Below are 26,023 nucleotides of genomic sequence, written 5' to 3' on the forward strand. Positions count from 1 at the left end.
CAGGCCCACGTCAACGAGCCGTCAAGGGTGCACCGGGCAGGGTCAACAGGCTGTCAAGGAGGCGCTCGTCCGGCACAGGTCCGGGCATAGCGTGAGCGACGCAGCTCCCACTCCTCCCGAGGACCGTCATGCATCTCAGCCGTACCCCCTCCGAGGCGGCCGCAGTCGCCGCCGTCATCAGCGACATCACGGGCGACTCCTCCCGCGCCGACGACGGGGAACCCTCCCATCCCGTGACCGCCCCGCGCGCCACCGAGCCCCTGTACGTGCCCGTACGGCGCTGCCGCGGCGGCTACGCGCTCCGCGTCTTCCGCACCCCCCTCGGCTCCCGCACGGCCGTCGCCTTCACCTCCGGGCGGCGGCTCCTCGACTGTCTGGGCCCCGGAGCGGACTCCGTGCGCCTCTCCCTCCCCGCGGTACGGGCCCTGGCCGAGCCCCTCGGCGTCGCCCTGGTCTCCGTGGACCCGCAGCTGACGGCCCCCGCCGTGACGTCCCTCCCCGAGGGCCCCGAGCTCCTTCCGGTCACCCCCGCCTGACCTCCGCCGTCCGGCCCCCGCACCGCACCACTGCCCGCCGCACCACCCGAAGGAGGCCCTTCGTGTCCCTTCCCCTTGCCTCCGCCGCCGCACCCCGGCTGCCGCACCCGTCCCCTCCCCCCACCGCTCCCCTCTGGCCCGCGTCCTTCGCCGAGCCGTTCCCGGGCGGCGTCCCGGCCGTCGGAGGCGTCCCGCTCGCCGAACTCGCCGACCGCTTCGGCACCCCCGCCTACGTCATCGACGAGGGCGAGATCCGGGCCCGCGCCCGCGCCTGGAAGGCGGCCCTGCCCGACGCCGACGTCGCCTACGCCGGCAAGGCCTTCCTCACCCGCGCCATGATCCGCTGGATCGCCGAGGAGGGCCTCCACCTGGACGTCTGCTCGGCCGGCGAGCTCGAACTCGCCGCCCACGCGGGCTTCCCCGCCGAGCGCATCATCCTGCACGGCAACGCCAAGAGCCCCGACGACCTGCGCACCGCCCTGCGCCTGGGCGTGGGCCGCATCGTCATCGACAGCACCTGCGAGATCGCCCGCATCGCCTCCCTGGTGCCCGCGGGCGCACGGCAGCGCGTGCTGGTCCGCGTGGTGCCGGGCGTGACGGCCGGTGCGCACGTGGCCGTGCAGACCGGGATGGAGGGCCAGAAGTTCGGCCTGCCCGTCGCCGGCGGCGAGGCGGAGGAGGCGGTGGCCCGGATCCTGGGCCAGCCCCGCCTCGAACTGGTCGGCCTGCACTGCCACCTGGGCTCCCAGATCGCCTCCGTGAACCCGTACGTCACGGCCGTGCGCCGCCTGGTGACCCTGCTGGAACGCCTGCGCGACGTGCACGGCGTGACCTTCCCCGAACTCGACCTCGGCGGCGGCTTCGCCATCGCCTACCGCGACGGCGACCACGCCATCGACCCGCGCGCATACGCCGAACGGGTGACGGCCGAGCTCTCCCTCCGCTGCGCCCACGCCGACCTTCCGGTCCCCCGCCTCACGGTCGAGCCCGGCCGCTGGATCGCGGGCCCGGCGGGTGTCGCCCTCTACCGCGTCCTGGCCGTCAAGACCACGGGCAGCCACACCTTCGTCGCCGTCGACGGCGGCATGAGCGACAACCCCCGCCCGGCCCTCTACGGCGTCCGCTACACGGTCCGCCTGGTGGGACGCACCTCACCGGTGCCGGTCCGCACCATGACCGTGGTCGGCCGCCACTGCGAGGCCGGCGACGTCCTCGCCGAGGACGTCCCGCTCCCGGGCGACATCCGGCCCGGGGACGTCCTGGCGGTCCCGGCGTCGGGTGCGTATCACGTGTCAATGGCCTCGGCCTACAACCTGGTGGGCCGACCGCCGGTGGTCGCGGTCGCGGACGGCCGGGCCCGGCTCCTGGTGCGCCGGGAGACGCTGGAGGATTTGCGGGGGCGTGACGTCGGGGAGTGAGCACGGGGGCACGCGGAGTGGCCGATCGGCGCTAGCATGGCTTGACAACAGACCTGTGGTCCAGGGGGAGTTGAGCCATGGCCGGTGTACGGTACGGCAACCCGAAAACCGGCTGGGAGTTCTTCGGCACCGAGTTGAAGCGGCTCCGGGAAGCGGCAGGGCTCACCCAGCAGCAGTTGGGGAGCCGCATCTTCTGCTCCGCTGCGTACATCGGCCAGTTCGAGACGGCGATCCGCAAGCCGCAGCTGTATCTGGCCGAGCAGATGGACATCGTGCTCGGAACGGACGGCTTGCTCGGCCGCCTGTGCAAGAAGCTGGTCGAAAGCTCGCCCTATGTCGGCTACTTCGCGGAGGCGGTATACCTCGAAGGCATCGCCGTCACCATCCGGGAGTTCGCAACGATGTTCGTCCCGGGTCTGCTTCAGACGGCGGCCTACGCCCGGGCCGTCTGCCTGGCCAGTCGTCCCGTAGCACCCGAAGAATGGATCGAGAACAAGGTCGCCGCGCGACTCGACCGTGGGCGCCTTCTGGACCATCCGACCAAGCCCGCCTTCTGGGCAGTTCTCGACGAGAGCGTCCTCAGGCGTGTGGTGGGCGGAGCCGCCGTCATGCACGAACAGCTCCGTCACCTTGTGGAACTGGTGCAGAGGCGCCGCATCATCCTTCAGGTGCTGCCCTTCGGAGCGGGCGCCCCGGCCCTCTCGGGGATGCTCACGCTCATGACCTTCGAGGACGCACCTCCCGTGGCCTACCACGAGGGGCCGAAGACGGGCAATCTCCTGGATGATCCGGCTGCAGTCACGCACTGCGAGCTGACTTACGATCACGTCAGGGCCGCTGCGTTGTCCCCGGAGGCGTCCCTAACCCTGATCCGTTCAGCAGCAGAGGACTACGCAAGATGAGCACCTGGCAAACGTGGCGCAAGAGCACGTACAGCGACGGCGAAGGCGGAAGCTGCGTGGAAGTAGGGCTTCGGGAAGCGACCGTCCGAGCAGCTTGGCGCAAGAGCGCACACAGCGACGGAGCCGGCGGTAGCTGCCTGGAGATATCCGACGCCCTCCCCGGCACAGTCCCCATACGCGACAGCAAGACGGCCCCGGCAGGCCCCGCGCTAGCGGTCCCGGCCGGGGCCTGGTCGTTGTTCGTGGCGGCCGTCAAGGCCGACGCGTGGGTACGGGGTGCAGGCGCCGTCCGTACTCTTTAGGCTCGTAGTACGGACGTACCCGCCGATCACGGCACGTGGAGCTCCCATGACCACTCCCCGGGACCTGGCCATCATCGCCATGGGCACGACCCCAGGCCACCCCGTGGAACAGGGCCGGCTGTCGCTCGCGCTCGCGGGAGCGGAGTTGATCGACCTCCTGGCCGCGGAGGCCGTCACGCTGGACGACGACCGGATCGTGCCCGGCCGCGCGGCGGTCACGGCCGACCGCCTGCTGGACGAGGCCGCGGCGGCGCTCACCCGCGAGGCGCCGTACGAGTCCGTCGACGACTGGCTGTGGCGCAGAGGCCGCGGGCTCGCCGCGGCCTATACGGCCGCCCTGGAGGCGGACGGGCAGCTCACGCGGCAGCGCCCACACTGGAAGCCCTTCGGTGCCGGCCGGGCGACCCTGACCGACTCGCTCGACCGCCGCCTGGCGGAGGACCGTTGGGCCGCGGACGAACCCGTCCTCACCGCGCTCGCCACGGCTGTCGGGATCCGCGACGAGGGGCCGGAGGACATCCCGGTCCCGGCCGACGACGTGACCGCGACCGTACTGGCCGCGGTCAACGACGCCCTGCTGGAACTGGAAGCCGCCCGGCAGCGACGGGACATCGAGCAGGCGGCCTTCGACAACATCTGGCGGGGCCAGTGACGGCCAAGCGCTCCGCGGGACGTGCAGGGTGTCAACTGCGGGCTCATCGTGGCTGATCGCGCGGTTCCCCGCACCACCTACGGACCGACGAGGCCGCAGGCCCACACGTACCGGACCGGCGCCCAGCAAGACCTTCCGACAGCAGAAACCCTCAGTTTCGAGCGCCCAGAGTGAGGGTTTCTGCTGTCGGAACGGGACGCTCCGCACCGCGCCCCAACACCACCGCACCGCCCGCCGCCAGCGTGCCCAGCACCAGGCATCCCGCCCACACCGGCGCGCCCCCGAAGCAGCCGAAGGTCCAGCCGCCCGCCAGCGGGGCGGCAACTGCGGCCAGGGCCCAGGTCATTGCGTACAGCCCCTGGTACCGGCCCTGAAGACCCGGCGGGGCGAGCCGCGCGACGACGGCGTTGCTCGTCGGCATCGCGATCGCCTCGCCCAGCGTCCACACGGCGACGCACGCGGCGAACCCCGCGGCGCTGTGCGCGAACGCGGTCGACGCCATGCCCACGCCGAGCAGCAACGCGCCGGCCGCCAGCAGGCGACTGTCGTCGCAGCGCTCGGCCAGCCGTGCCACCAGCGGCTGGAACACCACGATGACCGCCCCGTTGACGGCGCTCACCAGCCCGTACACCGCGGGCGACAGCCCGGCCTCCCGCATGGCGATGGGCTGGGTCACCTGGTACTGGGTGTAGACCACGACGATGCCGAAGACGGTCAGCAGGAGGGTGATCAGTGCGCGGTCACGGACGGCGTGCAGCAGGCCCGGTCCGGAAGCGGCCTCCTTCTCCTCGGCGTTGGTGGCCCGTACCTCCGGGACGCGCCAGGCGATCAGGACCGCGCACAGCGCCGTCGTCAGCGCGTCCCCGGCGAACAGCCACCGGTAGTCGTGCCCGGCCAGCAGGCCCGCCAGGACCGGGGCCGCGGCGAAGCCGAGGTTCACGGCCCAGTAGTGGAGGGCGTACGCGCGCTTCCGGTCCTGCTCCGGCACCACATCGGCGACGAGCGCAGACAGCACCGGCGCCGCCCCGAAGGCCGTAAAGCCCAGGACGAAGGCGAGCACCGCGATCAGGGGCAGCCCGTCCGCGAAGCCGACCGCCAACGTCGCGGCCGCGGCCGCCAGTTGTGCCACCAGCAGGGTCGGGCGCCGGCCGAAGCGGTCGGCGGCGACTCCGGCCGCCACGGTCGAGGCCACGCCGCCGGCCCCGTAGAGGGTGGCGACCAGGCCGACCTGTGCGGGGCCGAACCCCTGCCGGCCGGTGAGGTAGTAGGCGAAGAACGGGACCACGAAGGAGCCCGCGTAGTTGACCAGACTGCCGGCCCACACCCACCAGTACGCCGCAGGAAAACGCCCCCGCTTCATCTGCCCACCCCCGCCATCACCGTCGTCTGCGGCCCACCCACCATCGGATCACTGCCGTCCCCAGTGCGAGAACGGCCAGGGCGGCCACCACGATCATGCCTTTGATCAGACGGTCCACGATCAACTCATGGAGGAATGAGGACGGTTCCATGGTGATGGCGATGACGATCACCGTCGGGCGTCCCGTCGCCGCGCTGCCGCCCGCAGCACCGCCCGTGCCGCCGGCTCCGCATACCGGCGCGCCTCGTCGAGCCTGCCCCTCCGCTTCAGCGACAGCGCCACGGCGAAGATCACCAGGGCCAGCACGACGATGCCGCCGGCCAGCACGCCGAACCTGATGAGCATGAAGTCGAGGTACCTCTGCACGGACGTCCTCCCGGGCATTTTTTTATCACGGTCGTGATACCAAGGAAGTTATCACGGCCGTGATAAAAAGAGAGCATGCCCAAGCTCGTGGACCCCGACGCCCGCCGCCGCGACGTCGTCGACGCCCTCTTCCGCGTCGTCGTACGGGACGGCCTCCAACGGGCCTCGCTGCGCGCCGTGGCCGACGAGGCCGGGCTCAACATCGGGTCCGTGCGGCACTACTTCGCCAACCAGCAAGAACTGATGGACTTCGCCATGCAGGCGATGCTCGACCGCCTCGACGAGCGGCTCCAGCAGCACATCGAGCGCATCGGGAACCTGGGCGACCACCCCCGCGAGGACCGACTCCGCCTCGCCGCGGACTTCCTGGCCGAGTTGCTCCCCCTCGACGGGCGCCGCCGCGCCGAAGTCACCGTCTTCCTCGACTTCAACGCCGCGGCCCGCACCGACCCCGCCTTCGCCGCCCTCTCCCGCCGGACCGCCACGGACACCCGACGGCTCACCCACCGCGTCCTGACCCGGCTCGACGAGACCGGAACCCTGCGCCCCGGCCGCGACCTGGCGTTCGAGACCGAGCGCCTGGCCTCCCTCCTGGACGGCCTCGGCCTCAGCGCTGTGCTGCACCCGGACGTTCTCGACGTGCAGACCTGCGCCGGTGTGCTGCGCGCCCATCTCGACGACCTGTGCGGGGACGGGTAGAAACCACCCCATGACTGTCTACGCGATAGCCCAGATATCGATCCACGACCGCCCCCGCTACGAGCGCTACGTGGCCGCCTTCATGCCCGTACTCAACCGGTACGGCGGCCGGTTGCTGGCCGCGGACGAGCGGGTGGAAGTGGTCGAGGGCGAGTGGAACCGCGACAAGGTGATCGTCGTGGCCTTCCCCGACCGGGACGCGTTCGCCCGCTGGGCCGACTCGCCCGAGTACCGCGAGATCGCCGAGGACCGGCACGCGGGCACCGACGGCGTGGTCCTGCTGGTCAACGGCACAGGCTGAGCGCGCCGTTCACTCCGGGTACCGCCCCGTCCGCACCCACTCCTCGATCGGTGCCCGGTCCGCCAGGCCCACGTACTCGATCCGCGCCCCCAGCAGGTCCGGCGCGGTGATGACCGCGAACGGAGTTTCTCCCGGGGCCGGGCGGAAGTACGCGTCGATCCCCACGCCCTGCCGCTCCAACTGCTCCAGCCGCGCCGCCATGTCCGGCTCCCACACCCCGTAGTAGAGGATCCTGCCGCAGTGTTCGGCGGAGATGATGCCGTCCCCTGCGGCCTGGATGAGCTCGTAGTACGGGGCTCCCGTGCGGGAGAACACCGCGGTCAGCTCGGCGGGGTGCGGGTCCGGGTCCTCCAGCAGCGGGATGCGGAAGACGTGCGGCTCGGTGAACTCGACGCCGAGGACGTCGGAGTGGAGCGCCACCGCCTTCTCCAGGTCCGGGACCACCATGCCGACGTGGAACAGACCGTCCGGCACCGAGTCCGGCACCGGTGCCACCGTGCGGTACGTGGTCACCTCGGGGAACTCCTCCAGGCACGGCAGCAGCCTGGGCAGGAACTCCCGCAGGTAGGTGGTGCCGCGATGGAACTCCAGGGCCGCCTCGTCGCGGTACTCCTCGATGACGAGGCGGCGCAGCGGGGTGTCCTGGTCGCGGACGTAGTCGAAGCGCAAGCAGCCCGGTTCGTTGGCCAGGATGTCGTTGCGCAGTGCGGCCATCAGTGCGTCGAGTTCCTCTTCGCGGCCGGGTTTGACCTGTTGCTTCGCGGTCACGGTGATCATGTGCTGCACGCCCCCTGATCCCTCGGATTTCGGCAGCACCGAGTGAAGCAGGGGGCCGACGGGGCGGCAAATAAGCGGGAATCGGGCGGGCATTGGCCGTGTAATGGCCGGAGGCCACTGCGCCCCGAAGGGGCGCGGGGAACTGCGCGATCAGCCACCGACGGCCTGCTGCCGACGCACTGCCCCAGGGGTCCGGGGCGAAGCCCCGGGGACCTCGACTGCGGGCGCGTCGTGGCTTGTCGCGCAGTTCCCCGCGCCCCTTCGGGGCGCTAGGCCTCACGCCGTATGAGCCATCTCCGGCACCCACGGCCGGTTCCGCCGTGCCAGTTCCACCAGTGCCTGCACCGGCCGCTCCGCCGTGCCCAGGCCCGTGCGCCAGCGGGCCTCGATGCTGACCGGGGCGAGGCCGTCGCGCACGTCCAGTTCGACCAGCTCGCCCGCGTCCAGGTCCTGCTGGACCGCAAGGCTCGGCAGCAGTGCCAGCCCGCACCCGTGCGCGGCGAGCCGGCGCAGTGCGGCCAGCGAGCCGGTGACCATGCCGAGCCGCAGGTGCGGGGCCAGGTCGCGGCCGAAGCGGTCGACGAGCATCTGCGAGGTGCAGCCCGCCTCCGCGATCAGGAACTGCTCGTCCAGCAGCTTCTCCGCGGACAGCTCCGACACTCCGGCCAGCGGATGCCCGGGGCCCGCGACCGCCACCGTGCGGTCGTGGCCGACGACCGAGGACGGGCCCACCGCGCCCGTCCCGTTGTCGAACAGGAAGACCAGATCGAGTTCGCCGCCCGCCAGTTCCTCCTGGAGCGGGCCCCGGCCCGCCACCCGCAGCGTCACCTCGGCACCCGTGCCCGGGCCGGCCGCGCCGCGTTCGAAGGCAGCGAGGATGTCCGGAAGCCATGCGGCGGCGAGGGACTCCAGCGCCCCGATCCGCAGCCGGGGCACCCGGCCGCCGACCGCGCGCCGCATGCGCTCGTCCAGGGCCAGCGCCTCGCGCGCGTACGGCAGGAGCAGCCGGCCGGCCTCGCTGAGCGTGGTGCCCGTGGGGCCGCGGTGCAGCACCTCGGCGTCCAGCTCCTGCTCCAGGCGGCGCAGTTGGACGCTGAGGGTGGACTGGGCACAGCCGAGCCGTTCGGCGGCGGCCGAGATACCGCCGGAGTCGACGACCGAGACGAAGGCCCTGAGGTAGCGCGAATCCATGGCTTCAGTCTGCCGTTCCGGGGTGCCATCGGGAAGTCCGATGGGGCCATCGGAGAGCCGGTCTGGCCCGATGCCTTCCGCACCGCGACCCTGTGCGCATGTCCACTACGAATGACAGAGCGGCGCAGACGCCTGCCGCGCGTACCGTCCCGCCCGGCGCAGGGGATCGGGCGGCCCCTCGCAGCAGCAGGCCGGGGCTGCTCTTCGCGGGAGTGGTCGCGGGCAACTTCCTGGTGCTGCTCGACACTTCGATCCTGAACGTGGCGCTGCCGGACGTCCGGGACGACCTGGGTACTCCGGCCTCCGCCCTGCCGTGGGCCGCCGACGCCTACACCGTGGTCTTCGCGGGTCTGCTGCTGGTCGCTGGGGTGATCGCGGACCGGTTCGGGCCGCGGCGCGTGTACCGGTCGGCGCTGGTGGCCTTCGGTGCGGTGTCGCTGGCGTGTGCCGCCGCGCCGGACATCGGCTCGCTCATCGGGGGCCGGGCGCTGCTGGGGGTGACGGCCGCCGGGCTGGTGCCCGCCTCGCTGGCCCTGCTGGCCCGGCTCTTCCCGGAGCCCAAGGAGCGGATGCGCGCGGTGGGTTCGTGGGCGGCGCTCAGCAGCATCGGCCTGATCGCGGGGCCGGTGCTGGGCGGTGCACTGGTGGATGCGGGCGGCTGGCGGCTGGTGTTCCTGGTGAACCCGCCGATCGCGCTGCTCGCCCTGCTGGCGGCCCGGGGGCTGAGCGGGCACCGGCCCGAGTCCTCCGCCCGCGCCGACCGCACCGGGATGCTGCTGTCGGTCCTCGCGCTGGGCACGCTGACCTACGGGCTGATCGCCGCCAACACGGACGGCTGGGGACGGCCGTTGCCGCTCGTCGCACTGGCGGTGGCGGCCGGGGCGTTCGTCCTGCTGGCCGTGGCCGAACGGCGTGCCGAGTCGCCCGCCCTGCCGCCCGCGCTGACGCGGCTGCCGCGGGTACGGGCGGACCTGATCGCAGGCGGAATGGCCTCGTTCCTCTTCTACGGGCTGCTGTTCGCGCTGACCCAGTGGCTGGTGAACGAGCGCGGGCTGTCCCCGCTGCACACCGGGTTGTCGTTCCTGCCGATGACGCTGCCGATGTGCTTCATGCCGTACTTCACCGGCCGGATCGTGGCGCGCTGGGGTGCCCGGCACGTGCTGTACGCGGGGCTGGCACTGGACGCGGCGTCGGGTGCGGTGCTCGCGTTCTGCTCGCAGAACTCGCCCTTCGCACTGATCACCGTGGCGCAGGTGCTGCTGGCCTTCGGCTCCACGCTGGCGATCCCCGGTGCCACCGCGGACATGTCGGCCGCGGCTCCGACCGAGTTGGCGGCAACGGGCCAGGGTGCGCTCAACGCCTGCCGGCAGGCGGGTGCCGCGCTGGGTGTCGCGGTGCTGGGCACGCAGGCCACGCTGCACGCCTCGGGGGTGGTGCTGGCCGTGGGCGCCGTCGTGGCACTGGGCCTGGTGGCGGCGGCGCGGCCGGCCGCCAAGTAATCCTGTTCCCCGCACCCCGTGCCCCAAAGGGGCGCGGGGAACTGCGCGAGCAACCCAAACCGACCCGCAGCCGAAAATCTGCGCACCCAGCGGGGCGCTAGCCCCACATCTGCGCCTGCAGCAGCAACACCCCGTGCACCAGCTGCACATGCGGCTGCGGCAACCCCCCGGCCCGAGTGGTCAGGTACACCGTATTGATCGGCGGCACCTCCGGCTCCAGCAGCGGCACCACTTCACCGCGCACAAGCTCCTCCCTGCACAAGTACGTCGGCAGGACGGAGATGCCGGCCGAGGCGCGTACGGCCGCCAGCACGCCGCGCAGGTCGGGCACCACCACGGCGGGCACGGTCCCGGGGACGTCCTCGAAGACGCTGCGCCAGTAGCAGCGCAGGTAGGGCAGGGACTCGGCGTAGGCGACGACGGGGTACTTCTCCAGGACCGCGGGGCCCTCCTCCGGCAGCCGGTCCACGGGGATCTCGTCGCGCAGCCGGCGCGAGGCGAGCAGCACGTACTCCTCGTCGAAGAGCGGGTGGGCGGAGAAGGCCCGGGCGCGCGGCCGCCTGGTGGTGAGCACCAGGTCGTAGCGGCCGTCCGCGAGTTCCTGCAGCAGCTCTTCGGAGGGTCCGAAGCCGAGCCGCAACTGCAGGCCCTGCTGGACGAGTTCGCCGAGGGCGGGCAGGACGCGGGTGGTGAGGAGTTCGTTGGGGCCGCCGAGGCGGACGGGTCTGCTGCTCATCGACTTCGGGCAGGCCACGAGTCGGTCGACGACCGCGCCCAGGGCGTCGATGGGCGCCTGGACGTCGCGCATGAGCGTTTCTGCAGTCTCCGTGGGGCGGACCCCTTCCGGGAGCCGCTCGAACAGCGGTCTGCCGAGCTTCTTCTCCAGACCCCGGATCTGCTGGGTGACCGCGGGCTGGGAGAGTCCCAGCTCCCGCGCCGCGCGGGTGAACGAGCCGCGCCGGTAGACGGAGACGAATGTGCGCAACCAGCTCAACCGCAGTTCCTGCATGGTGGCTTCCCCCCGTTTGCACCATCATCTGTGTGTTCGCTGTTCATTCGCTCGGACGCTCGGCGTTGCCGAGCCGTTGCAGTACGGCACCGGTGACGGCACCGGTCTTTGCGGACCCCGGGCCGCCGGATCGTGCGGAAGCACCAGCTCCTCCCCGGGAAGCCGGTGCTTCGTCGCTGCGGTGTCGCCTGCTGCCGCGGTCAGTGCCGCAGCGCCTCCAGGGCCAGTTGGGCCACGCGGTGCGCGGAGGCCGGGTTCTGCCCGGTCACGAGGCGGCCGTCGGCCACGGCGTGCTCGGTGAAGTCGGCCGCCTTGGTGAACTTCGCGCCGCGCCGCACGAGCGTGCTCTCCAGCAGGAAGGGCACGACGCCGGTGAGGCCGACGGCGGCCTCCTCCGCGTCGGTGAAGGACGAGACCTGCTTGCCCTCGACGAGGTGACTGCCGTCGGAGAGGCGCACGTTCACCAGCCCGGCCGGGCCGTGGCAGACGGCGGCCACCACTCCCCCGCGCTCGTACACCCCGGCCGCCAGTCCGGCCAGGGCGGTGGCGTCGGGGAAGTCCCACATGGTGCCGTGCCCGCCGGCGTAGAAGAGGATGTCCACGTCCTCGGCGGCCACCTGCCCGGCTGCGGGCGTGGCGGCCAGGGCCTCCCGGTGGTCCCGGAGGAAGTCCGCGACGACGGTGTCGCCGGGCTTGACGCCGTCCTGCGGCGGGTTCCCGCCCAGGACCGAGACGAAGCCGATCTCGCAGCCTGCAGCCCTGAACACCCGGGCTGGGTGGGCGACTTCGGGTACGTAGAAGCCGGTTCTCCGGCCGGTGTCGCCCAGCTCTCCGTGGCTGGTCAGGGCGAATCGTACTTTCACCGTCATGACGAGTCCTCTCTTCGGTCGTGGGTCAGGCCGTCAGCCGGGCCAGTTCCGGCAGGTACACCCGGCGCATGCGGCGCTGCAGTGCTGTGCGTACGTGGTCGTCGGTGTGGTAGCCCCAGTAGGCCCACAGCGTGCGGGCGCCGGTGTCCCGCACCTGGAGGGCGTTGCGCAGGTTGTCGTCGACGAACGTGGCGTGCTCGGGCCGCAGTCCGTCGCCCTCGACGAGCTCCAGGACCGCGGTGCGCTTGTCGGCGCACTCGCCGACGACGGACGCCACCGTCCGGTCGAGGCCGTGGTGGGCGAGGATCTCCCACACGGACGCCTCGTCCTTCGCGGTGACGATGCTGGTCCGCCGCTCGTGCCGTTCCATCAGGGTGCGGATGCCGGGGTAGAGCCGGTGCATGGCCAGCCACTGGCCGCGGTGCCGGCGGCGGAGTTCGGCACGCAGCGCGGCGGCGCCCGCGGCCTGCCGGGTGCACCGGTCCGCGGGCAGTGCGGCGTACAGCGCGTCGAACTCGGCCTGGGTGCGGACGGATTCGCTGCGCGGGTCGTTCGCCACCATGAAGTGCTCCAGCAGCCGGGAGTGCTTCCGTACGGTGCGGAACCGGTCGAGGAAGGCCGGGGGGAGCGCGGCGGCCAGCTCGGCGGGCGGTGCGGCGGCGGTCGCCCGGGGATCGGCCCCGGCGTGGCGGGTGACGACCGCGCATTCCTCGAAAGCGTCACAGACGACGCCGTCGAAGTCGAGTATGAGCATCGAAAGTTCCTCCCTCGGCCGGGACCGGGCAGGGCCGGGTGCGCGGGGACGGGCGGGGGTTCTCGGGACGGAACGGCTCGCCCGTCCCCGCGCTCGGGTGGCCCGCCCGCACGCTCAGGCGGCCACCGGCTCCCGGTCGCCCGTCCGCGTCCGGACGGTCTCGAAGACGGCCTGCATGAACCGGCCGACGTAGCCGTAGTAGGAGCAGGTGACGATGTGCCCGTCGACGGTCACGTCACTGTCGACGACGTGCGCCCCCGCGTTGATCACGTCGTCCCGCAGGCCCACGTAGGCGCACGCGGTGCGGCCCTTGAGCACCCCCGCGCTGACCATGATCCACGGGCCGTGGCAGAGCCCCGCGACGACCTTTCCGGCGGCGTCCATCCCGCGCACGAAGTCCAGCACCCGCGCGTCCTGGCGCACCCGGTCCGGGGCCTCGTGACCGCCGGTGAGGATGACGGCGTCGTAGGCGGCGACGTCCAGCTGGTCGAAGGAGACGAGCGGCTTGGCCGTCTTGTCCATGGGCAGCGGAATGCCGTACTTTCCGGTGACCTCGCCGCCGTCCTTCGTGGCGACGTCCGCCTGCCAGCCCTCTTCCAGCAGCCGGTAGTAGGTGTAGACGACGTCGTGGTCCTGGAATCCCGGACCGGTGATGATCACTGCGCGACGGTTCATGGCGTTCCTTTCTTTTCTTTTCAGGCGATGGAAAGGCTGAGGTAGTACTCGTCGACGGCCGGCCGCCGGATGTCGCCCTGCGCCGGTGCGAGGATGTCCAGTTCGCCGGTGACCACTCCGGTGGGCCCGAGCGGAATGTGGAAGAGGTCCTCCCGGCGCCGCCGGTAGAAGATGTCCATCCCGGCACGGATGTCGAAGCGGAATTCCGCGCAGGGCGAGCGGTCCCGCATCCTCGCCTCGGGCAGATACGGCACCGGGCGGACCGGGAGTTCGTCGAGTTTCCGGTGCTCGGACTCGTACGCGGTGTTCTCCCGCCGGTAGCCGTCGCGCAGCCGGATGAGGTCGAACTTGTTGCGCGGCGCCTCGACCTCGACCAGCGCGAGGGGCCCGGGGCCCAGGGAGACGGTGGAGTGGAACGCCCCGCCGCCGATCCGCAGCACCGTCCCGGCGCCCACCGGGTGCTCGCCGGACAGGGTCCTGGTCACGCCCTGCCCCGCGAGGCAGAGCAGATAGGTGAGTTTGCGCGGGTGGACGTGCAGCGACGTGGCGTGCCCCGCCTCGATCGTCAGGTGCCACACGTCGAGGAAGTCGTCGGCGAAGACCCGGTACTCCAGCCCCCACGGCTTGGGGATCACCTCGTCGAGGTGCGCGTCGGCGTCGTGCTGTTCGTTCCCCACCCGGTTGCCCCTGCGCACCGCGTCCCGGAGCGCGGCGAAGTCGCCCGGCCCCGGGTCGATGCGTACGACGGGATTGCCCCGCACGGCCACGGGCACATGGTCGTCGGCGAGCTCGGTCACGGTTCCCCCCTGTTGCGTGCTCTCTTCACCCGCCCCGGCGAAACCGTCCCCAACCCCTCGCTCCGCGGGCCGACATGACCGACGCTATACCCGGCGGGAATCGACCTCCAAATAGTTCTTCCGGCACCCCCCATAATGAACCGTGCGGCAACCGTCCATGGAATGTGCAGCACTGCATGCGAATCATGCGAAGTTGAATTCCGGATCTCCGCACCGTGCTGCTTATGTCCCGCACAGGTTCCCTTATTTGCCGCCCCGGCCGCCCCGCTGATTCACTCTGCTGCGTCAGCGAGTCCGAGGGGGGAGCCACCGTGCAGACCGGAGCGACCGGCACCGTCGATTCCATTGCGGTACTGGGCTATGAGAAGTGCAGCGAGCAGGACACGATCACCCCGCTGGAGATCTTCAAGGGCGCCGCCATGGTGACCTCCGGCGGCATCGCGCCGTGGCAGCGGGAGGTGCAGCCGCGGGAGCTGGACGTGCGGCTGGTGGGGCTGAACCCCGGCGTCGTCACGATGCAGATGGGCACCCAGGTGATCGCCGACTCGACCCTGAAGGAGGACGAGCTCTTCGACGTCCTCTACGTGCCCGGCGGCGTCGGCTCCGGCGAACTCACCTCCGACGAGCGGGTGCTGGGCGCGATCCGCAGGCACCACGAGGCGGGCAGGGTCGTCGCCGCCAACTGCTCCGGCGTCGGCGTGCTCGCCCGCGCGGGCGTCCTGGACGACTCCCCCGTCACCTGCGTCGCGGCCGTCGCCCGCGGGCTGCGCGCCGAGGGGTTCAACGTGCCGGTGGGCCGCAGGATGTGGATCGGCAACCCCGCCACCGGCATCTGGACCTCCACCGGCTCCTACGGGGTGCACGGCGGCGCCGTCGCCCTGGTGGCGCACTACCTCGGGCGGGAGACCGGGACGATCGTGTCGATGATGTTCGACACGCTCAGCGGCCTGGGCGACGTGATCTTCGAGGAAGTGGGGCCGGAGTTCTACCACCACCCCGAACTGGAGGAATCCTTCCAGGACTACTTCCAGGACATGCTGCTGCCCCGCGTGACCGCGGACGCGCCGGCCGCCGCGGAGGCCCGCCGGTGAGCCCGCGCTCCGTCGTCACGGCCGTCACCCCGCCGGCCGCCGCGGGGCGGCCGGGTCCGCCGATCCGCACGACGCCCACCGGCATGCGCGACCTGGACTGGATCCGCGGCGCCCTGCAGACCGCGATCGCACTGGAGCACGCCACCATGCCGCTGTACTCCGCCGCGATGTACTCGCTCGAAGTGCAGAACTACCCCTCCTACAACATCATCCGCAGCGTGCTGATGGAGGAGATGGTCCACATGGCCGCCGCCGCCAACATGCTGGCGGCACTGGGTGGTTCGCCCGCCATCGGCGGCCTGGCCCCCGACTGGCCGGCCGCCGGGCTGCCGGGCGGCGTGATGCCGGACCTCACGGCGGTCCTCGCCCCGCTCTCCCCGCGCCACCTGGCCGACTTCATGCGCATCGAGGCCCCCGCCTTCCTGCTCACCGAACGGGAACGGCGCCCGGCCTACCCCACCATCGGCCACTTCTACGACGCCCTGCGCGAGGCCCTCGCCGCCAACGCGGACGCCGTGCGCCGCGCGGTACGGGCCGGGGGCCCGGCCAACCAAGTCGGCGGCAACCTGGGCTACCCGGTCTTCGGCCGGGACGCCGAAGCCGCCGACCCCGTCGAGCAGTTCCTGGATACGCTCGACCTCATCACCGACCAGGGCGAGGGCGCGCACTCCGCCACCGTCGAGGCGGGCGGCGCCTACCAGCACGAGGGCTCGCACTACGCGCGCTTCGCCGAACTCCGCCACCAGCGGCGCTATCTGCCGCCCGAGCCCGGCATCCCGTTCACCCGGGAGACCGAACCGGCCTTCTTCCAGGGCCAGGAGATCCCCTGGCCCGTGGTCATCAACACCCTCGCCGTGCCGTCCGACGGCTACGCCGCCGTGCTGGCGGCAGACCCGGACGCCCCGGCCGCCCGCAAGGAGCTGGACGCCTTCGACGCCGCCTGCACCGCGATGATGACCGCCCTGGACCTGGCCTGGAACGGCCCCGAGGAGACCTCCTGGCCGTCGCTCGGCGCGGCGGTGGAGCGCATGAACGACATGCGCGTCCTGTCCTGCTTCACCATCATGCGCCGGCAGATCCCGGCAGAGACCGTGGAACGCCTGGACGTCCTCTACCCCGAGGAGTACAAACTGCTGGCCGAGTACACCGACCTCGGCCGGCCGGTCTTCTACGGCCCGCGGTTCCGCAACAACGCGGCGCGCTGAGGCCCGGGTTGCGGGAGAATCGCGCGGTGCCCGACATATCCGCCGACACCACGGGGAGACGTCCAGTGCCCGACCACGACCGCGCCCACAGTCCCGTCACACTGATCACCGGCGGCTCCACCGGCATCGGGGCCGCCACCGTGCACCGGCTGCTCAAGGCGGGCCACCGCGTCGCCGCCACCGGCCGCAGCGCCGACAGGCTCGCCGCCCTCGCCGAACAGGCCGCCGCGCCCGGACAGTTGCTCACCCTGCCCGGCGACGCCACCGACCCGGCGGCCGTCGCCGCGGCCGTGGCGGGCACGGTCGAGCGGTTCGGCCGGCTCGACCACGCCGTCGCCAACGCCGGCTTCTCCACACACGACAGCATCGCCGACGGCGACCCCGAGGGCTGGCGCGACATGGTCCTCACCAACGTCCTCGGCCCCGCCCTGCTGGTGCACGCCGCCCTGCCCGCGCTGCGGGAGAGCCGCGGCCGGATCGTGCTCCTCGGCAGCGTGGCCGGGGTGAAGAACACACCCGGCAACATGTACTCCGTCACCAAGTGGGCCGTGCACGCGCTGGCCGAGAACACCCGGATGCAGGTCACCGCGGACGGGGTCGGGGTGAGCCTGATCGCGCCCGGGCGGGTCGAGACGCCGTTCTGGGACGGCCACCCCAGCGGGGCCCGGCCGGCCGGGCCCGCACTCACGGCCGACGCGATCGCCGAGTGCATCGCGTGGGTGCTGGCACAGCCCGAAGGCACGGACGTGAACCAGGTGTTGGTGCGCCCGGTCGGCCAGCCGGTGTGACGGTGCGCCTCGTCAGGGGCGCGGGGAACTGCGCGAGCAACCACGACGCGCCCGCAGTCGAAGTCCCGGGGCTTCGCCCCGGACCTCCAGGTAGTGCGTCGGCTGCAGGCCGTCAGCGGCTGGTCGCGCAGTTCCCCGCGCCCCTGACGGGGCCCAGATCGCCCTAAGACCACCGCCCGGTGAAAAGATTCCGCACCCGCCGCCGGGCCCGACCTGCCGGGTAGTCGTCATCGGAGTCGTCCGAGCCGTCATCCGGCGCGTGCAGCACCGTCCAGCTCACGGCCGAGACCGCGGGCTCCAGGGACAGCCGGCTGACGGCCTCCTCCAGGAGGCTGTCGTCGCGGCGTTCGGTGGTGAGCTCGGCCGAGACGATCACCTTGCCCGCCGTCTCCGCGTCCTGACTGCGCACCGAGCGCAGCAGGAAGCCGGGCCGGGCGACGGCCTGGACGACGAGGGTGCGCACGTGCGCCTCCTCGGGCTCGGTGCAGACCACCTCGAAGTGGTAGTCGGTGGCCACCTCGGCCCCGGCGCCGCCGCGCGTCCCGCGGTCCAGGCCGCGCGCCAGCGGCCGCAGCAGGGTGTTGGCGCCGACCACGCCCAGCGTGCCCAGCCCGGCGACCACGTACAGCCCGGTCCCGGCCAGGGCGCCGACCGCGGCCGAACACCACAGCGTGGCGGCCGTGTTCAGGCCGCGCACGCTCAGCCCGTCGCGCATGATGACGCCCGCGCCCAGGAAACCGATGCCGGAGACGATCTGTGCGGCGACGCGCGAGCCGTCGTATCCCGTGCTGCTCGTCGCCGCCACGAAGCCGTACTGCGAGAGCAGGACGAACAGGGCGGATCCGGCCGCGACGAGCGCATTGGTCCGCAGGCCCGCCATCCGGGCCCGCCACTGGCGCTCCAGCCCGATGACCGCGCCGAAGCCCAGCCCGGCCCCGATGTTGGCCGCCATGTGCCACTCATTGATCACGACCACGATCCACCCTCGTCTTTCCTCGTTCTCGCCCTGATCTCTATCGGCTCGTCACAGCCAGCTGTTGAACCGGCGGATGTACCAGGTCTTAACACCCTGTGTCAGCAGGCAGTACGCCACCAGGGTGCCGACCAGCCACGGGAAGTAGCTCATCGGCAGGGCCTGCATGCCGAGCGCCGAGGCGATCGGCGAGAACGGCAGCACGACGCCGACGGCCATGACCAGCGCGGTCATCAGCAGCACGGGCGCGGTGGCGCGCGACTGCAGGAACGGGACCTTGCGGGTGCGCAGCATGTGCACGACCAGGGTCTGGGTCAGCAGGCCCTCGACGAACCAGCCTGACTGGAAGAGCGACTGGTGCGCCTCGCTGTTGGCCCCGAAGACGTGCCACATCAGCAGGAAGGTGCTGATGTCGAAGACGGAGCTGGTCGGTCCCATGACGAGCATGAAGCGGCCGATGCCCTTGGCGTCCCACGTGCGGGGCTTGCGCAGGTACTCCTTGTCCATCCGGTCCCAGGGGGTGGCCAGCTGCGAGATGTCGTACGCGAGGTTCTGCACGAGCAGCTGCACGGCCAGCATCGGCTGGAAGGGGATGAAGGCGGAGGCCACCAGCACCGAGAAGACGTTCCCGAAGTTCGAGGAGGCCGTCATCTTGATGTACTTGATGGTGTTGCCGAAGGTCTGGCGCCCCTGCAGCACGCCCTGCTCCAGGACCGTGAGGTCCTTCTCCAGCAGGATGATGTCCGCGGACTCCTTGGCGATGTCGACGGCCGTGTCGACGGAGATGCCGACGTCGGACTCGCGCAGCGCCGCCGCGTCGTTGATGCCGTCGCCGAGGAAGCCGACCGTGTGGCCCTCGGCCTGCAGGGCGCGCACGATGCGGGCCTTCTGCACCGGGTTGGTCTTGGCGAACACCGTGGTGCCGCGGACCAGCCGGCGCAGTCCGGCCTCGTCGAGGGTGTCGATGACGGAGCCGGTGACGACCTCGCCGACGTCGATGCCGACGTCCGCGCAGACGCGGGCGGCGACGAGCTCGTTGTCGCCGGTGACGACCTTGACGGCGATGCCGTTGTCGGCCAGCGCGCGCAGCGCCTCGGCGGCGTCCTGCTTCGGCGGGTCGAGGAAGGCGAGGAAGCCGATGAGCGTCAGCCCGGCCTCGTCCGCGACCGTGTAGGTCTCGCTCTCGGCGGGCAGCGTGCGGGTGGCGACGGCCAGCACGCGCAGGCCCTGCCGGTTGTGGTCCTCGGCGGTGCGGGTGACCGTGCGGCGCAGCTCGTCGGTGAGCTCGGTCCTCCTGCCGTCGTCGGTCATGTGGGTGCACAGCGCGAGGACTTCCTCGACGGCGCCCTTGGTGATGATCACGTGCTCGGCGGCGGGCCCGGCGAGGTCGTTGCGGCTGAGCACCACGGACATCCGCCGGCGGGCGAAGTCGAAGGGGATCTCGTCGACCATCGTGAAGCGCGCGTCGACGACAACCTCCTCGGCCTCGAGCACCCGGTCGATGACCGCCTGGTCCATCAGGTTGCGCAGCCCGGTCTGGAAGTGGCTGTTGAGGTAGGCGTACTCCAGGACCTCCATGTCCTCCTGGCCGTGGACGTCCAGGTAGCGGTCCAGGACGATGCGGTCCTCGGTGAGCGTGCCGGTCTTGTCCGTGCACAGCACGTCCATGGCGCCGAGGTTCTGGATGGCGTTGAGGCGCTTGACGACGACCTTGCGCCGGGCCATGGCGACGGCGCCGCGCGCGAGGTTGGTGGTGACCACCATCGGCAGCATCTCGGGCGTGAGCCCGACCGCGACGGCGACCGCGAAGGTGAAGGCCTCGGCCCAGTCGCCCTTGGTGAACCCGTTGATCGCGAGGACGACGGGGACCATGACGAGCATGAAGCGGATCAGCAGGAAGCTGACCTTCTTCACCCCGGTGTCGAAGCTGGTCTGCGGGCGCTCGCCGACGAGCGAGCCGGCCATCGAACCGAAGTAGGTGTCCGCGCCGGTGGCGACGACGACGCCGGTGGCGGTGCCGGAGGTGACCGACGTGCCCATGAGGCACAGGTTGTCGGCCTCGACCGGGTCGGTGGTGGCGTGCTGGCCGTAGTCGCGGGTCCTGGTGTCGGCCTTGGCGACCGGGAGGGACTCGCCGGACAGTGCGGCCTGGCCGACCATGAGGTCCTTGGCCGTGAGCAGCCGCAGGTCGGCCGGGACGAGGTCGCCGGCCGCGAGGCGCACGATGTCGCCGGGGACGACCTGCTCCATCGGGACCTCGACGGTCAGCGGCTCGGTGGTACGGCCGGCGCGGCGCTGCACGGCGGTGGTCGTGGTGACCAGCGCCCGCAGGGCGGCCGCGGAGCGGCCCGAGCGGAACTCCTGCCAGAACCGCAGCAGCCCGCTGACCAGAACCATCGTCGCGAGGATGGCGATGCCCGGGTCGAAGGGCTCCTCGTCGGCGACCTGCAGCCACTGCCAGAGCATGACGGCGTCGAGGGCGACGAGGACGAGGATGAACGGGTTCCAGAAGGCCTTGGCCAGCTGGGCGAGGAAGCGCGGGGTGCGCTCCTGGGCGACGGCGTTGGCGCCGAAGCGCTCCAGGCGTTCGGCGGCCTCGTCCTGCCGGAGGCCGTGCGTGGTGGCGTCGGTGTCGCGCAGCACCTGCGGCGCGGGCATGGAGCTGAAGCGCACGAGGCGCTCGCCGACGGCGCGGGTGCGCGCCTCCAGTTCGGCGGTCCTGCGGTCACGGCGGCCGCGGCCCGGCGGTGCGAGCTTCTGGGGGGTGAGGACGGTGTTGGTCATGGCGGAACCTCTCTCCGGGCACGACGGCATGGCGGCGCGGCACCGCGGGGCATGGCGAGGCATGGCCCGGCGGCGCGGCCGGCCGACGACCGTGGCACGGACAGTGAGCGGATGGATGACAGGCCGAAGGTCCCGGCGCGGGCAGGACGAAGTGCCCGGGGACGAGGCCGGGGGCGGCCGTTCAGGAATTCTCAGAGAGGGGAAATGCGCGCGACAGCGCTGAACAGCGAAATGCGATCAGTCGGACAGTGATCAGACAGTGATCAGCACGAAGGTACGCTGCAGCGAGGACTTCCCTCGGGACTCCGACTGGTCATCCCGATCACCTCCTCGCTCGTACGGACAGCGTCGGTGCCGCACGGCGCGTACGCCGCGGAGTGCACAGAAAAGCCGCGCAGAAGCGCGGGCCTGCACGGCACCTTTCGCTGCCCAGCATGCCATAGGTATGCAGGGCGTCAACCCGCGCAATGTCCGGCCGTCGCCCTGGACACCGGTAACGGGCATGGGCATGCTCAGGTGCACCGGACCGAAGGGACGGCATCTCCATGCGACAGATGCGAAGACCCAGAAGATCTGGACGAACGGTCGTCGCCCTGCTGGCCGTGCTGGCCGCGGCAGTACCGGCCACGGCCGTCGGCGTATCACCGGCCGGCCACACCCGCCCGGCAAGCGCACAGGTCCGGGACGACGTCGACATCACCGGCCTCTACCGCCTCAACGCCAATGGTTCCACCGGCACGTTGCACATCCTGAGCGTCACCCAGGGCCAGGTCACGGCCGACTTCCGGTACGACGTGATCAATAGCGACGAGCACGTCAACGGCACGTGGGACGCGACCACCTGGACCCTCACGCTGGTGCGCCCGTTCAACCCCACGCAGGTCTACACACTGTGGCTCGGCGGCAGCAACACCTATCCCGCGCACCTGGTGTTCGGGGGCTACTTCACCCAGGGCGGCGGCCGGTTCGGCACGTACGCCGAGTACCTGTGGCGCGGGTGACGGATGCGATGCGGGCTACGCTCACCCGCATGACACCAGCGCTCCCCGACTACGCCGTGGTGACCACGACCGCCGACGCCGAGAGCAAGGCCCGCTTCCTGGCCGCCGAGGTGATCGGCGACCGGCTGGCCGCCTGTGCCCAGGTCTACCCGGTCGCCTCCGTCTACCGGTGGGAGGGGAAGGTCGAGCAGGCGCAGGAGTGGCGCGTCGACTTCAAGACGCGAGGAGCGCTCGTGGAGCGGGTCGCCGAGCGCATCGGTGCGCTGCACGACTATGACACCCCCGAGATCATCGCAGTGCCGATCTCCGCCGGAAGCCCCGGCTACCTGGCCTGGATCGGGGACGAGACGCGAAGCGCCCCGTAAGGGGCGCGGAGAACTGCGCGATCAGCCACGACGCACCCGCAGTCGAGGTTCCCCCAGCTACCTCCCCCAGCTACCGCTGGGGGTGCCCCCAGGAGGTGCCCCCAGGGCTTCGCCCCGGACCCCTGAGGTGGTGCTTCGGCTGCGGGCGGTCGGTGGCTTGTCGCGCAGTTCCCCGCGCCCCTTACGGGGCGCAGTCCCCACCGGCGGAGCACACCCCCGTGTCCGGCCCAACACCCACCTCGTTGGCGGGACATGACCACCCAGGACCCCACCCCCCGCCGCGTGCCCCGCGCCGCTCTCCTCGGCGCCGTCATCGCGCTCCTCCTCACCGGCACCGCGACCACCGCCGCCGCCGAGCCCGACACCCTGCACGGCTCCGGCTACGTGGCCCTCGGCGACTCCTACTCCTCCGGTCTCGGCGCCGGCTCCTACGACTTCGGCAGCGGGGAGTGCAAGCGCAGCGCCCGGGCCTACCCGGCCCTCTGGGCCAAGGCCCACTCCCCCAAGTCCTTCTCCTTCACCGCCTGCTCCGGTGCCACCACCGAGGACGTGCGGAACGGGCAACTCGGGCCGCTCTCCCGGCAGACCGGGCTCGTCACCCTCACGGCCGGGGCCAACGACGCCGGGTTCGCCAAGGTGATGCAGAACTGCGCCGTCAGCCCCGACGACGACTCGTGCATCGAGCGTGTGAACGAGTCCCGCGCGTTCATCGCGGACGTCCTGCCCGACAAGCTCGGCAAGCTCTACGACGAGATCGGCCGCCGGGCCCCCGCCGCCCACGTCGTCGTGCTCGGCTACCCGCGCCTCTACAAGCTCAACGGCAGCTGCCGCATCGGCCTCAGCGAGCGCAAGCGGACGGCGATCGACCGGGCCGAGGACGAGCTCAACGCCGCGACCGTCCAGGCCGCCGCCCGTCACCGGTTCGCCTTCGTGGACGCCAACCCCACCTTCCGCGGGCACGAGATCTGCTCCGCCGACCCCCACCCCTGGCTGCACAGCCTCACGTTCCCCGTCGAGGAGTCCTACCACCCCACCGCCGACGGGCAGTCACGCGGCTACCTTCCGCTGCTCCCCTCCCGCGGCTGACGCGGCGGCCGGCGGGCCGTCGTGGTGGATCGGCGCCCGCGTCCCGGTGAGCGGCATCCCCGATCCGCCCCTGCGCACCGCGACGATCTCCGCGGCGATGGACAGGGCGGTCTCCTCGGGCGTACGGGCCCCGAGGTCCAGGCCGATCGGGGAGTGCAGCCGGGACAGCCCGGCCTCGTCCACGCCCGCCTCGCGCAGCCGGGACAGCCGGTCCCGGTGCGTGCGGCGCGAGCCCATCGCCCCGACGTAGGCGACGGGCAGCCGCAACGCCCGTTCCAGCAGCGGCACGTCGAACTTCGCGTCGTGGGTGAGGACGCACAGGACCGTACGGGCGTCCAGGCGCCCGTACGCGGCCTGCCCGTCGAGGTAGCGGTGGGGCCAGTCCACGACCACCTCGTCCGCCTCCGGGAAGCGGCGGGCGGTGGCGAAGACCGGGCGGGCGTCGCAGACCGTCACGTGGTAGCCGAGGAACTTCCCGGCCCTGACCAGTGCCGCCGCGAAGTCGATCGCGCCGAAGACGAGCATGCGCGGCGGCGGCCCGCTCGGCTCCACCAGGACGGTGACGGGCGCGTCGCAGCCGAGGTCCAGCAGCGCGGTGCGGCCGCCCGCGTCCAGGAGGGCGGCGGCCTCCGCCGCGGCCGCGCGGTCGCGCTCCGGTCCGCCGCCCAGCGTGCCCTCCACGGCTCCGTCGGCCCGCACGAGCAACGCGCCGCCGTGCGGCGCCCGGACGAGCGCCGCGCGCTCCTTCCGGGCGGCCGCCGCCAGCGCCGCGGCGTACACCGCGCGCCAGGGCGCGTCGCGCCGCACCGGGGTCACCAGGACGTCGATCACGCCCCCGCACGTCAGGCCGACCGCGAACGCGTCCTCGTCGGAGTAGCCGAACCGTTCCGTCAGCGGCTCCCCGCTCTCCAGCGCCTCCCGGCACAGCTCGTACACCGCTGCCTCGACGCACCCGCCCGACACCGAGCCGACGGCCGTGCCGTCCGCGTCGACGGCGAGCGCCGCACCGGGCTGCCGGGGTGCGCTGCCCTGTACCGCCGTCACCGTCGCCACCGCGAAGTCGCGGCCCTCCGTGCACCAGCGGTCCAGCTCGTCCGCCAGATCCAGCACCGTGCCCCCCTCACGTGGCTCCCAGCCACAATTCGATCGGATGCAGGGCAAAGTAGCCCGTGAAGACCGCACTGAGCGCCCACATGAAGGCGCCGGGTTCGCGCCACCTGCCCTCCGCGGCCTTGATCACGGTGAAGGCTATGACGCCCGCGCCGACGCCGACGGTGATGGAGTAGGTGAAGGGCATGAGCACGACGGTCAGGAAGACCGGGATCACGACGGCCCGGTCCGTCCAGTCGATGTGCCGGGCACTGCCCATCATCATCGCGCCGATGACCACCAGCGCCGCGGCGGCGACCTCACCGGGCACGATGCGCGTCAGCGGGGTGAAGAACAGGCAGGCGGCGAAGAGGAGTCCGGTCACCACCGAGGACAGTCCGGTGCGTGCGCCCTCCCCCACGCCCGTCGCCGACTCCACATAGACGGTCTGGCCCGACGCGCCGGCCAGTCCGCCGATCGCCCCGCCCGCGCCGTCGACCAGCAGCGCCCTGCTCAGACCCGGCATCCGGCCCTGCGCGTCGGCCAGTTGCGCCTCCGACCCGACGCCGATGATCGTGGCCATCGCGTCGAAGAACCCCGCGAGGACGAGCGTGAAGACGACCATGCCGACGGTGAGGGCGCCGACCGAGCCCCAGCCCCCGAACTCCACGTGCCCGAAGAGGGAGAAGTCCGGCATGGACACCGCGCCGCCCTGCAGCCGGGGAGGCCCGTTCTGCCAGGCACCCGGCCCGGACACGCCGGTCGCGTCGACGACGACGGCGAGCACGGTGCCGGCGACGATGCCGATGAGGATCGCGCCGGGGACGTTGCGGGCCTGGAGCATGAAGACGAGCAGCAGCGTGATGCAGAAGACCAGGACGGGCCAGCCGGCGAGTTCCCCGGCCGGCCCGAGCGTGACGGGCCCGCCGCCGCCCTTGGCCTCGTGCACGAAGCCGCCCTTCACCAGGCCGATGAGGGCGATGAACATGCCGATGCCCATGGTGATGGCGTGCTTGAGGGCCGTCGGGATCGCGTCCATGACGCGCTCGCGCAGGCCGGTGAGGACGAGCAGGACGATCACGGAGCCGTAGACCACGCACATGCCCATCGCCTGCGGCCAGGTCATGTGGGGCACGACCTGGCTCGACAGCACACCGGAGACGCCGAGTCCGGCGGCCAGGGCGAGCGGCACCTTGCCGACGAACCCCATGAGCAGCGTGGAGACCGCCGCGGCGAAGGCGGTCGCGGTGATCAACGGGGCGTGGCCGAGCGTGTGGTGACGGACGTCGGGGCCGGAGAGGATGAGGGGGTTGAGGAGGAGGATGTAGCTCATCGCCATGAAGGTGGTGATGCCGCCGCGCACTTCGCGCGCGAGGGTGGAGCCACGGTGGGAGATATGGAAGTACCGGTCGTGCCAGGGAAGTTGCACGACCGGAGCCTCCGGCCGTGCGGGCGCTTGGGTCATGGAGCCCGCTCCAAGGGGGGTAGCCGCGCCCCTGAAAGGGGCGCGGGGAACTGCGCGATCAACCAAGAC

General features: G+C 71.9%; 28 protein-coding genes. 14 read left to right on the forward strand and 14 right to left on the reverse strand.

The genetic code is table 11. The features are described 5' to 3' along the window. Positions 1-128 precede the first annotated feature (128 nt). The 5 genes from ACMATS_RS09365 (at position 129) to ACMATS_RS09385 (ending at position 3,810) form a co-directional block, all read left to right on the forward strand. Complete coding sequence (locus tag ACMATS_RS09365) at positions 129-536, forward strand: SAV_915 family protein (RefSeq protein WP_390778166.1); 408 nt, start codon at positions 129-131, stop codon at positions 534-536. 62 nt (positions 537-598) lie between these two features. Then, the gene (gene lysA / locus ACMATS_RS09370; protein ID WP_414167633.1) at positions 599-1,954 is read left to right on the forward strand and encodes a diaminopimelate decarboxylase; all 1,356 of its coding nucleotides are present in this window, start codon (positions 599-601) and stop codon (positions 1,952-1,954) included. Between the two features lie 77 nt (positions 1,955-2,031). Continuing rightward, positions 2,032-2,856, forward strand: a complete 825-nt coding sequence (locus ACMATS_RS09375; protein WP_336414896.1) for a helix-turn-helix domain-containing protein — start codon at positions 2,032-2,034, stop codon at positions 2,854-2,856. Continuing rightward, entirely contained in the window at positions 2,853-3,158 is a 306-nt protein-coding gene (locus ACMATS_RS09380) for a DUF397 domain-containing protein (RefSeq protein ID WP_414167634.1), read from the forward strand. Before ACMATS_RS09375 ends, ACMATS_RS09380 begins: the two co-directional genes overlap by 4 nt. Positions 3,159-3,204: 46 nt before the next feature. After that, entirely contained in the window at positions 3,205-3,810 is a 606-nt protein-coding gene (locus ACMATS_RS09385; RefSeq protein ID WP_414167635.1) for a GPP34 family phosphoprotein, read from the forward strand. A gap of 151 nt (positions 3,811-3,961) precedes the next feature. Here the strand turns inward: ACMATS_RS09385 and ACMATS_RS09390 are convergent, their stop codons facing one another. The 3 genes from ACMATS_RS09390 to ACMATS_RS09400 are packed head-to-tail and all read right to left on the reverse strand — an operon-like array spanning position 3,962 to position 5,536. Next, positions 3,962-5,170: an MDR family MFS transporter gene (locus tag ACMATS_RS09390; protein ID WP_414167636.1), complete on the reverse strand. Its 1,209-nt coding sequence runs from the start codon at positions 5,168-5,170 to the stop codon at positions 3,962-3,964. 16 nt (positions 5,171-5,186) lie between these two features. Then, the gene (locus tag ACMATS_RS09395; protein ID WP_414167637.1) at positions 5,187-5,342 is read right to left on the reverse strand and encodes a hypothetical protein; all 156 of its coding nucleotides are present in this window, start codon (positions 5,340-5,342) and stop codon (positions 5,187-5,189) included. Further along, positions 5,339-5,536 (reverse strand): hypothetical protein, encoded by a 198-nt coding sequence (locus ACMATS_RS09400; protein WP_414167638.1) that lies wholly within the window; start codon positions 5,534-5,536, stop codon positions 5,339-5,341. Before ACMATS_RS09400 ends, ACMATS_RS09395 begins: the two co-directional genes overlap by 4 nt. Before the next feature lie 75 nt (positions 5,537-5,611). Between ACMATS_RS09400 and ACMATS_RS09405 the strand changes: the two genes are divergently transcribed. After that, on the forward strand, positions 5,612-6,235 hold the full coding sequence (locus ACMATS_RS09405) for a TetR/AcrR family transcriptional regulator (RefSeq protein ID WP_414167639.1): 624 nt from the start codon (positions 5,612-5,614) through the stop codon (positions 6,233-6,235). Between the two features lie 10 nt (positions 6,236-6,245). Beyond that, a complete protein-coding gene (locus tag ACMATS_RS09410; RefSeq protein WP_414167640.1) occupies positions 6,246-6,536 on the forward strand; it encodes a DUF1330 domain-containing protein in 291 nt (96 codons plus the stop codon). 9 nt (positions 6,537-6,545) lie between these two features. On the opposite strand, the gene ACMATS_RS09415 is transcribed toward ACMATS_RS09410, so the two are convergent. Together ACMATS_RS09415 and ACMATS_RS09420 are read right to left on the reverse strand one after the other, a co-directional pair. Beyond that, a complete protein-coding gene (locus ACMATS_RS09415; RefSeq protein ID WP_414170687.1) occupies positions 6,546-7,313 on the reverse strand; it encodes an antibiotic biosynthesis monooxygenase in 768 nt (255 codons plus the stop codon). Between the two features lie 276 nt (positions 7,314-7,589). Continuing rightward, on the reverse strand, positions 7,590-8,504 hold the full coding sequence (locus ACMATS_RS09420; RefSeq protein WP_414167641.1) for a LysR family transcriptional regulator: 915 nt from the start codon (positions 8,502-8,504) through the stop codon (positions 7,590-7,592). 98 nt (positions 8,505-8,602) lie between these two features. Between ACMATS_RS09420 and ACMATS_RS09425 the strand changes: the two genes are divergently transcribed. After that, positions 8,603-10,003, forward strand: a complete 1,401-nt coding sequence (locus ACMATS_RS09425) for an MFS transporter (RefSeq protein ID WP_414167642.1) — start codon at positions 8,603-8,605, stop codon at positions 10,001-10,003. 97 nt (positions 10,004-10,100) lie between these two features. On the opposite strand, the gene ACMATS_RS09430 is transcribed toward ACMATS_RS09425, so the two are convergent. From ACMATS_RS09430 to ACMATS_RS09450, 5 genes are all read right to left on the reverse strand, one after another. Next, complete coding sequence (locus tag ACMATS_RS09430) at positions 10,101-11,012, reverse strand: LysR family transcriptional regulator (RefSeq protein WP_414167643.1); 912 nt, start codon at positions 11,010-11,012, stop codon at positions 10,101-10,103. A 200-nt stretch (positions 11,013-11,212) separates the two neighbouring features. Next, positions 11,213-11,881, reverse strand: coding sequence for a type 1 glutamine amidotransferase domain-containing protein (locus tag ACMATS_RS09435; protein WP_414167644.1), 669 nt, complete (start codon positions 11,879-11,881; stop codon positions 11,213-11,215). A gap of 25 nt (positions 11,882-11,906) precedes the next feature. Next, the gene (locus tag ACMATS_RS09440) at positions 11,907-12,635 is read right to left on the reverse strand and encodes an HAD family hydrolase (protein ID WP_390778179.1); all 729 of its coding nucleotides are present in this window, start codon (positions 12,633-12,635) and stop codon (positions 11,907-11,909) included. A gap of 114 nt (positions 12,636-12,749) precedes the next feature. Next, complete coding sequence (locus tag ACMATS_RS09445; protein WP_390778180.1) at positions 12,750-13,310, reverse strand: type 1 glutamine amidotransferase domain-containing protein; 561 nt, start codon at positions 13,308-13,310, stop codon at positions 12,750-12,752. Positions 13,311-13,330: 20 nt separating this feature from the next. Beyond that, the gene (locus tag ACMATS_RS09450) at positions 13,331-14,107 is read right to left on the reverse strand and encodes a cupin domain-containing protein (protein ID WP_414167645.1); all 777 of its coding nucleotides are present in this window, start codon (positions 14,105-14,107) and stop codon (positions 13,331-13,333) included. Positions 14,108-14,418: 311 nt separating this feature from the next. Between ACMATS_RS09450 and ACMATS_RS09455 the strand changes: the two genes are divergently transcribed. The 3 genes from ACMATS_RS09455 (at position 14,419) to ACMATS_RS09465 (ending at position 17,191) form a co-directional block, all read left to right on the forward strand. Beyond that, a complete protein-coding gene (locus ACMATS_RS09455) occupies positions 14,419-15,198 on the forward strand; it encodes a DJ-1/PfpI family protein (protein WP_414167646.1) in 780 nt (259 codons plus the stop codon). Next, on the forward strand, positions 15,195-16,403 hold the full coding sequence (locus ACMATS_RS09460; protein ID WP_414167647.1) for a ferritin-like domain-containing protein: 1,209 nt from the start codon (positions 15,195-15,197) through the stop codon (positions 16,401-16,403). Before ACMATS_RS09455 ends, ACMATS_RS09460 begins: the two co-directional genes overlap by 4 nt. 65 nt (positions 16,404-16,468) lie before the next feature. Next, entirely contained in the window at positions 16,469-17,191 is a 723-nt protein-coding gene (locus ACMATS_RS09465; RefSeq protein ID WP_414167648.1) for an SDR family oxidoreductase, read from the forward strand. A 163-nt stretch (positions 17,192-17,354) separates the two neighbouring features. Here the strand turns inward: ACMATS_RS09465 and ACMATS_RS09470 are convergent, their stop codons facing one another. Further along, on the reverse strand, positions 17,355-18,167 hold the full coding sequence (locus ACMATS_RS09470; RefSeq protein WP_414167649.1) for an MgtC/SapB family protein: 813 nt from the start codon (positions 18,165-18,167) through the stop codon (positions 17,355-17,357). 48 nt (positions 18,168-18,215) lie between these two features. Then, complete coding sequence (mgtA, locus tag ACMATS_RS09475) at positions 18,216-20,948, reverse strand: magnesium-translocating P-type ATPase (RefSeq protein ID WP_414167650.1); 2,733 nt, start codon at positions 20,946-20,948, stop codon at positions 18,216-18,218. A gap of 554 nt (positions 20,949-21,502) precedes the next feature. Between mgtA and ACMATS_RS09480 the strand changes: the two genes are divergently transcribed. The 3 genes from ACMATS_RS09480 (at position 21,503) to ACMATS_RS09490 (ending at position 23,400) form a co-directional block, all read left to right on the forward strand. After that, positions 21,503-21,949 carry a hypothetical protein gene (locus ACMATS_RS09480; protein ID WP_390778189.1) on the forward strand — a complete coding sequence of 149 codons (447 nt, stop codon included), beginning with the start codon at positions 21,503-21,505 and terminating at the stop codon, positions 21,947-21,949. A 29-nt stretch (positions 21,950-21,978) separates the two neighbouring features. Continuing rightward, positions 21,979-22,314 carry a divalent-cation tolerance protein CutA gene (gene cutA, locus ACMATS_RS09485; RefSeq protein ID WP_414167651.1) on the forward strand — a complete coding sequence of 112 codons (336 nt, stop codon included), beginning with the start codon at positions 21,979-21,981 and terminating at the stop codon, positions 22,312-22,314. A gap of 252 nt (positions 22,315-22,566) precedes the next feature. Beyond that, on the forward strand, positions 22,567-23,400 hold the full coding sequence (locus ACMATS_RS09490) for an SGNH/GDSL hydrolase family protein (RefSeq protein WP_414167652.1): 834 nt from the start codon (positions 22,567-22,569) through the stop codon (positions 23,398-23,400). Here ACMATS_RS09490 and ACMATS_RS09495 read toward each other — a convergent pair. Then, positions 23,362-24,510 (reverse strand): XdhC family protein, encoded by a 1,149-nt coding sequence (locus ACMATS_RS09495; protein WP_414167653.1) that lies wholly within the window; start codon positions 24,508-24,510, stop codon positions 23,362-23,364. The two genes, ACMATS_RS09490 and ACMATS_RS09495, sit on opposite strands and share 39 nt — an antisense overlap. A 10-nt stretch (positions 24,511-24,520) precedes the next feature. After that, positions 24,521-25,954: an NCS2 family permease gene (locus tag ACMATS_RS09500; protein ID WP_390778193.1), complete on the reverse strand. Its 1,434-nt coding sequence runs from the start codon at positions 25,952-25,954 to the stop codon at positions 24,521-24,523. Between the last annotated feature and the right edge of the window lie 69 nt (positions 25,955-26,023).

It is taken from the genome of Streptoverticillium reticulum, from assembly GCF_047456005.1.
Lineage (GTDB): Bacteria > Actinomycetota > Actinomycetes > Streptomycetales > Streptomycetaceae > Streptomyces > Streptomyces reticulum.